The 6,441-nt window shown below is 64.0% G+C and carries 6 protein-coding genes; 2 read left to right on the top strand and 4 right to left on the bottom strand.

Going from position 1 to position 6,441, the window contains the following annotated elements; genetic code table 11:
- Positions 1-344: 344 nt before the first annotated feature.
- A complete protein-coding gene (locus Q0964_RS07515) occupies positions 345-704 on the top strand; it encodes a DUF555 domain-containing protein (protein WP_299265505.1) in 360 nt (119 codons plus the stop codon).
- Between the two features lie 271 nt (positions 705-975).
- Here Q0964_RS07515 and Q0964_RS07510 read toward each other — a convergent pair whose 3' ends face one another.
- The 3 genes from Q0964_RS07510 to Q0964_RS07500 form a co-directional block, all read right to left on the bottom strand.
- Positions 976-1,839 (bottom strand): FAD-binding protein, encoded by an 864-nt coding sequence (locus tag Q0964_RS07510; protein WP_414652139.1) that lies wholly within the window; start codon positions 1,837-1,839, stop codon positions 976-978.
- A gap of 146 nt (positions 1,840-1,985) precedes the next feature.
- The gene (locus Q0964_RS07505) at positions 1,986-3,926 is read right to left on the bottom strand and encodes an ABC transporter ATP-binding protein (RefSeq protein WP_299265501.1); all 1,941 of its coding nucleotides are present in this window, start codon (positions 3,924-3,926) and stop codon (positions 1,986-1,988) included.
- 336 nt (positions 3,927-4,262) lie between these two features.
- A complete protein-coding gene (locus Q0964_RS07500) occupies positions 4,263-4,589 on the bottom strand; it encodes a DUF4397 domain-containing protein (RefSeq protein WP_299265499.1) in 327 nt (108 codons plus the stop codon).
- Between the two features lie 492 nt (positions 4,590-5,081).
- On the opposite strand from Q0964_RS07500, the gene Q0964_RS07495 reads away from it, so the two are divergent.
- A complete protein-coding gene (locus Q0964_RS07495; RefSeq protein WP_299265497.1) occupies positions 5,082-5,774 on the top strand; it encodes a ferredoxin--NADP reductase in 693 nt (230 codons plus the stop codon).
- Positions 5,775-5,951: 177 nt separating this feature from the next.
- Here Q0964_RS07495 and Q0964_RS07490 read toward each other — a convergent pair.
- A partial coding sequence (locus Q0964_RS07490; RefSeq protein WP_299265495.1) for a TRAM domain-containing protein occupies positions 5,952-6,441 on the bottom strand: 490 nt, incomplete at its 5' end.

Raw genomic sequence — 6,441 nt, 5'->3', positions numbered from 1 at the left:
TTACCCCGCATAGTCGGTTGATTAGTCCAGCGTGGGGTAACTACGGTATCAGCCGAGGACCAGACGCAGAGAGTCTCAAGCCAGTTTCGCGGTCACAAACGAGCGGGGAAGCAATCACGTCGACTCTGTAGCGAACCGTTCCCACCGATCAGTAGATAACTATTACCATAGATAGGTACATATTCTCCCGCTCCATGGAGATAGTACATATTGCCGTAGACAGGGTGGCTCGGAGATATCCTGAGAGCACCACAGGAGACCCGTTCGCCAGAGTCTCGAAGGTGGACATCCCTCCAGCCCTCCGAACAGCGCCGACGTGTAACCGCTTGCCCCATACACCACCAATGACCCCCACATCCGACACGGACTGGTACGAAGTGACCTTCTCGGTCCCGTGGATCGTCCGCAACGTCGCTACCGCACAGGACGCGATCAACATCGCCGTCGCCGAGCTCGGCAAGCGCGTCGCCAAGGCCGGTGAATCGATTCGGCACGCCGATATCACGGTCCAGTCGGCCTGCTGTCGTGGCTGTGAGACAGAGATGGACGTCGCGACGGTCGTCTCGGGCCGGGCGCTCGTCGGCCTGCTGTTGACCGTCGAGGTCCGGGCTAGTTGTCCAGAAGAGAGCGGCATCATCGGCCAGCGCGAAATCGGCCCGCATGTCCCGGATACCCCGCTCACGCTCGTCGAGTCGCCGGGGTGAGAGAAATCGATAATTCAGAGGACTCGGGTAGGCTTCGTAGCGGAGACATTCCGTAAATAACGGCAACCGGGGCGAGCTAGCTGGCTTCGGTTCGAAGAAGACGTACCGTGTAGGAGTCTGAGCAACGGCTATTGGCGTCGACTTCTACACACGTTCTCGCTCCGAGAGGCTCAGTGGTGTAGATAATCGAGCCTCTCGCTAGCATCGGTCGACAGTAACGGACGGGGCCAGAACAGTACAAAACGCGTCAGAAGGAACCGTAGTCGGGAGACTACGGTGCGACGGTTCGGTCGTCGGCCTCGGTCGTGACGTAGTCGGCCACAAGCACGGCATCCAGCGTGTCGTCGCCGAGCATTCCGGTCGCGAGTACCGTGTAGGACGTCGCGCCGTCGAAGGCGACCTCCGAGAGGTTCAGAACGCTGTCATCGGCGCCCGCCGGGCGGACGTCGATGTCGTAGGCGTCGGCGTCGACCGTCGCGAACGAGGAGGTTTTTCTGAAGGCGACGTTCTCGAACAGTGCCGCGTCGCCGGCCCAGATGTCGACTGCGGGGGCGTCCGGCACGGTGTGGACGAACCGGATGCGAGCGTCGTCGGTGAGTACTCGACTGATGAAGACGTTCTCGCGGTAGGGAACCGACAGCGACTGGGCCTTCGCCACCAGCGTGTCCAGCAGCGACTCGCCGGTGTGGTCGCCGGCGAAGGCGGTCCGGCGGAACGACTGGGCGCCGAAGTACCGCTGGTCGATGTCACCCTCGGCGGTGCGGCTGTAGGCCATCCCCCAGTCGTCGAGTTCTCGCAGCAGGCGGGGCATCCGTCGAGTGACCATCTCGACCTTCCCCGGGTCGTTGAGAAAATGGCCCTCTTTCAGCGTGTCCGCGGCGTGAATCGCCGGGTCATCTTCGGGGTCGTGAGTGCCCAGGGCACCGTTGATACCGCCGCGTGCCCACGTCGCGTGGGCGTCGCCGTGGGCGCGCTTGCCGATCACCAGCACGTCCTCGGGGTCGATGCCTTGCTCGACGAGCTCAATGGCGGTCCGGGCGCCCGCGGCTCCCGCGCCGATCACCAGCACGCTCACGTCCACCGTCTCGTCGGTCAGATCGGGCGACGCGCCGCCGGCTCCTCGGTCGGGTTGTATCACGGACGTATAGAGGCACCAGACACGTCCATACTCGTCGTGGACGCGACGACCCCCGACCGTAGAGAGAACTCATACGACCGGGGCCACGGGTCGGAGGGACGTGTCGGCGGGCCCTGGCGTGGGGTCGGTCGACCGCTCCGAGTTCAGTTCGCCTGCCCCTCGTCTGCTCCGTCGTCGGCACCGACGACCGCCTGTCGACGGAGCGCTCGTTCGAGAAACGCCCGTGGGAGCGAGGCGATGTCACCGGTCTGGACCCGCCAGAAGTTCGCGTACAGCCCCTCCGTCTCGAGGAGTGCCTCGTGGGTGCCGTCCTCGGTCACCCGTCCATCGTCGAGAACGAGAATCCGGTCGGCCGTCCGAACGGTCGACAGTCGGTGGGCGATGACGAACGTGGTCCGGTCGGCGGCGAACTCGGCGAGTTGTGTCTGAATGAGCGCCTCCGTCTCGGTATCGACCGCCGAGGTGGCCTCGTCCAACACGAGGATGGCCGGGTCTTTGAGCATCGTGCGTGCAAGCGCCAGCCGCTGGCGCTGGCCGCCCGAGAGCTTCACCCCGCGTTCGCCGATCATCGTGTCGTACCCGTCGGGCAGGTTCTCGACGAACTCGTGAGCCTGAGCCCGGCGGGCGGCCCGTTCGACTGCGTCGTCGCTCGCGTCGAAGGTGCCGTACCGGATGTTCTCTCGAACCGTCCCGAAGAAGAGAAACGGCTCCTGGCTGACGTAGCCCACCGACCGTCTGAGGCTCCGGAGGGTCACGTCACGGACGTCCTGGCCGTCTATCCGGACGGCTCCCTCGTCGGGGTCGTACAGCCGCGGCAGTAGCTTCAGCAGCGTCGACTTGCCCGCACCCGTCGGGCCGACCACGCCGACAGTCTCCCCGCCGTCGACGGCGAAGTCGACGTCGGTCAACACCGGCTCACCGGAGTAGGCGAACCGGACAGCGTCGTACGTCACGGCACCCTCGATCATCTTGAGCGGGCGGGCGTCGGGACGGTCCAGCACCGCGGGAGTCCGCGAGAGCACACCCTGGACCCGACTCCCAGCAGCCTTGGCCCGCTCGTAGTCGTCGACGACGTCGCCCAGTCTGATGATCGGCCAGAGAAACTGCTGTGCGTAGATGACGAACGTCACGAACGCACCCGGCGTGAGCGTGCCCGTCAGGCCGAAGGGTGGCTGGCCGAGGACCCACAGCCCGCCAACGAGGAAGGTGATCGCGAAGCCGATCCCGGAGATGACGTTCAACCCGGGGAAGTAGGTGATCCGGATCTTGATCGCCGAGAGGTTGGCCACGAGGTACGCGTCGGACGCCTCGGCCACCCGTTCGGTTTCGAACTGCTCGGCGCTCTCGCTTTTGATCACCTCGATGCCGCTGACGTTGTTCTCCAGCCGGGAGTTGAGGTCGCCGATCTCCTCGCGGATCGAGAGATACCGTGGCTCGATCAGTCGGGTGAACAGCAGCGTGAACGCCGCGAGCACCGGGATCGGCAGTAGCGTCACTGCCGCCAGTGGGGCGTTCAGCCCGACGAGGATCACGCCGATGCCGACGACGGTCGCGAGGACCCACAGCGTCGCACTCAGTCCGTCCCTGAGGAACGTTTCGAGGGCGTTGACGTCGTTGTTCAGGACACTCATCAGGTCGCCCGTGCGCTGGCCGGTGAAGTACGCGAGTTCGAGGTCCTGTAGGCGCTCGTAGGCGTCGACCCGGAGGTTGCGTTGGACGCGCTGTGCGAAGACGCTCCAGCCCCAGTCCTCGACCCAGGAGGCGACCGCCCCGACGGAAGCTGCGCCCAGCAGAATCGCGATCGAGACGTACAGCAAGCCGACGTCGGTGTCCGGAATGAGCCGGTCCGGGATGAACGGCAGCGCGTACGAGCGCTCGGCGAGAAAAATCGCGTCGACAGCGAGGCCGATGACGAACGCGGGGATTAGTCCGAAGGCTCGACCGAGGACGGTAGCCACGGCGCCGACGACGGCATACCGACGACCAGCCCCGTACGTGGTGTAGAGCCGCCAGATCGGGTTCCCCGACCACGACTCCGAGCGATCCGGGAATGCGTGGCTACTGGGCTCGTGGTCGGAGGGCACACTATTAGTACGTCGCCTATGAGCATGAGGCTACGGGTCGTGGACACGCGCACGCCCGCCGACTATCCGTATCGATAGGGTTCAGGCCGTCACAGCGAGGCATTCGTTACCGCTCGTGTCGAGTCCCCGATGGCACGGGCGATCCAGCACGGGCAGGCCCGCCCGATCGCCCACCCGGTAGATCGTCTGACGGCTGGATCGCAGTTCCGGACCACGCCGACGGCGGTGAACAGCACGACAGCGTCGAGCACCCCCGTTGGCAATCGCCGGACTGAAGGACGGAACGGAGAAGCCCACGCTGGCGGCCGATGCCGTTCGAAAACCGGAACTGGAGAGCTACCGGGTGTCGTCTGCGAACACCGCGCCGAGCGAGCCGTCGCCGGCCTGCCCGGCGGCGATCGCCGAGACGGCTGCCCCACCGTCGAGTTCGGTATCGGGCAGGGACAGCGCGACACCGTCGCTTCCTGTTGGGAAGACCTCGAGGTCGTAGGAGCCGGCGTCGACGGGGACATACTCGCTAGCGTCTCGGAACTCGATGCTCTCACACAGAGTCGGGCCACCGTCGGCGACTCGCACGTCAACCGCAGGGGCGTCGGGCGAGGCGTGGACGAACTGAACGTGCGTCTGGTCGGCCGCGACATCGCCGGGGGCGTCAGCGAACACAATATATATCAGACGGCTGTATATAGTGGTCACCGGAGAGCGCTGGTATACGAGCGCCCCGCCGCTCGTTCGGTCCCGATTGCGCGGACGGGAGGCCTGTAAAATCGAGCGAACAATATTGAAGATATCTCTCAGGAAGGTTTCGCAGTCGTCCACCGGTGGTACCCGCCTTCTTAGGAACGGATCCGGGCGCCCAGTCAGCATTGTACTCGGGAGAACGAACACATGGTGAGACACGCTTCAGTGACCGGTCGCACGACCAGCCCTCGCTCACGAGGGTTCGTCGCGCAATTCCGTTCTAATCGAGGCTGACACTCTGTGCTCCAAGGCGATGTCAACCGCGATGGCTGTCCCGACCAGAGTGGGGGAATCCACCTCGGCGAGCGGGCGACGGCTCTCGGCACTCGCTGAGCTGCTGTACGGCTGCGACCGCCCAGCACTCCGTGTGTGTCCCGACGGAACCGTTAGGTCGTCACCCCTCGTACCAATAGGATGGGATTCTCAGAGGCACAGATACGCAGTATCACACAGATTAGTCCTGACTGTACGCAGTACGTCCTCAGACTGGACTCGGAGACGTTCGACGGGCAGGCGGGTCAGCATACGGCCCTTCGGACACCAGCCGGTGTCAAGCCGTACAGTACGCTCGTCGTCGACGGAGACCGTATCGTGCTCATGATCCGCGCCTACGGGACAGACGGGGTCGCAGACTACATGGCCGACCAGGCGGTCGGCGACCGTGTACAGGTCAAGACTGATCTGACCGGGAACCTCACCCTTCAGGGGACGGTCCGGCCGGCAGTCTTCGTCGGAACTGGCACCGGGATCACACCGTTGCTCGGTCTATTACACGCGTACGTGACGGGAGGCGGGCGGAAGGCCGTCTTCATGTTCGGCGAGAAGACACAGGATCAGTTGCTCTACAAGGCGATGCTGGAACAGTACGAACTGGTTCACCCCGTCGATCTCCGGCTGTCGCTCTCCCGAGAGGACTGGCACGGACACACTGGATACGTACAAGAGCAACTCCCGGCGGTCGTCTCTGACATCGGTCTCAACGCGGACTACTACCTCTGTGGCGTTCCCGCAGCAGTCGTCGCTGGCAAGAACGAGCTAGACCGATTAGGTGTTTCGTCGGACGATGTCCACACGGAAGGCTGGGAGGACGCACGCGTGGCCGTGTGATACGTCGGTAAGCGACCCCGTCTTTCGGATGTATACGTGAAAACGACAGACTGGGACCGTTCGTCGAACGCGTTCCTGCTGTAAGTTACCCCACAGGTGTGAACATATCTCGGCTGCGTGGGGTAATCCTATGCTACCGCTATCGCAATCGGGCTCATCGACCGTGTTCCTCCATGATCACTGTTCGACGATCTCCGCGAAGGCAACGTTCTCGCGAACGGTCGTGATCCGGACGAGCGGCTGCTGGCCGATCTCGGTGTCAGGAGCGAACACAACGTAGCCGGGGCCGACACGGGCGAGGCCGTCACCCTGGTCGCCGACGTCCTCGATCTGGAGACGACGCTGCTCTCCCTCTGTCACGGGGGGCTGGTCCGGTGTGCTGTCGGTCGAGGCCGACTGACTGGCCGTCTTCGACGATGTCGACGGAGAAGAATCGCGAGCCGGATTAGGTGTCTCCCTCTGCCGAGCGAGTCGGGTATCTCGGGAATCATCGTCAGCAACTGTCGAGTTCCGGCGGTCGGTAACCCCTGCTGGTGTGGACACGCCAGGATACACCCCAACCCGGTACGTCTCCTCGGATTCGAGCGTCTCTAGTTCGATTTCCGGTTGGGGAATCGTGATGACGTACTCTCCATCTCGTTCCTCGACGCGACCTGAGAACAAACAC

The organism is Halorientalis sp. (assembly GCF_028275115.1).
Lineage (GTDB): Archaea > Halobacteriota > Halobacteria > Halobacteriales > Haloarculaceae > Halorientalis.
The sequence above is the reverse complement of the archived record's forward strand: the minus strand, read 5'-3'. Positions and strand labels throughout refer to the sequence as shown.

Excerpts from the sequence above, each read along its gene's own strand:
- Q0964_RS07515 (WP_299265505.1), top strand. The coding sequence starts at position 345 with ATGACCCCCACATCCGACACGGACTGGTACGAAGTGACCTTCTCGGTC.
- Q0964_RS07495 (WP_299265497.1), top strand. The coding sequence starts at position 5,082 with ATGGGATTCTCAGAGGCACAGATACGCAGTATCACACAGATTAGTCCT.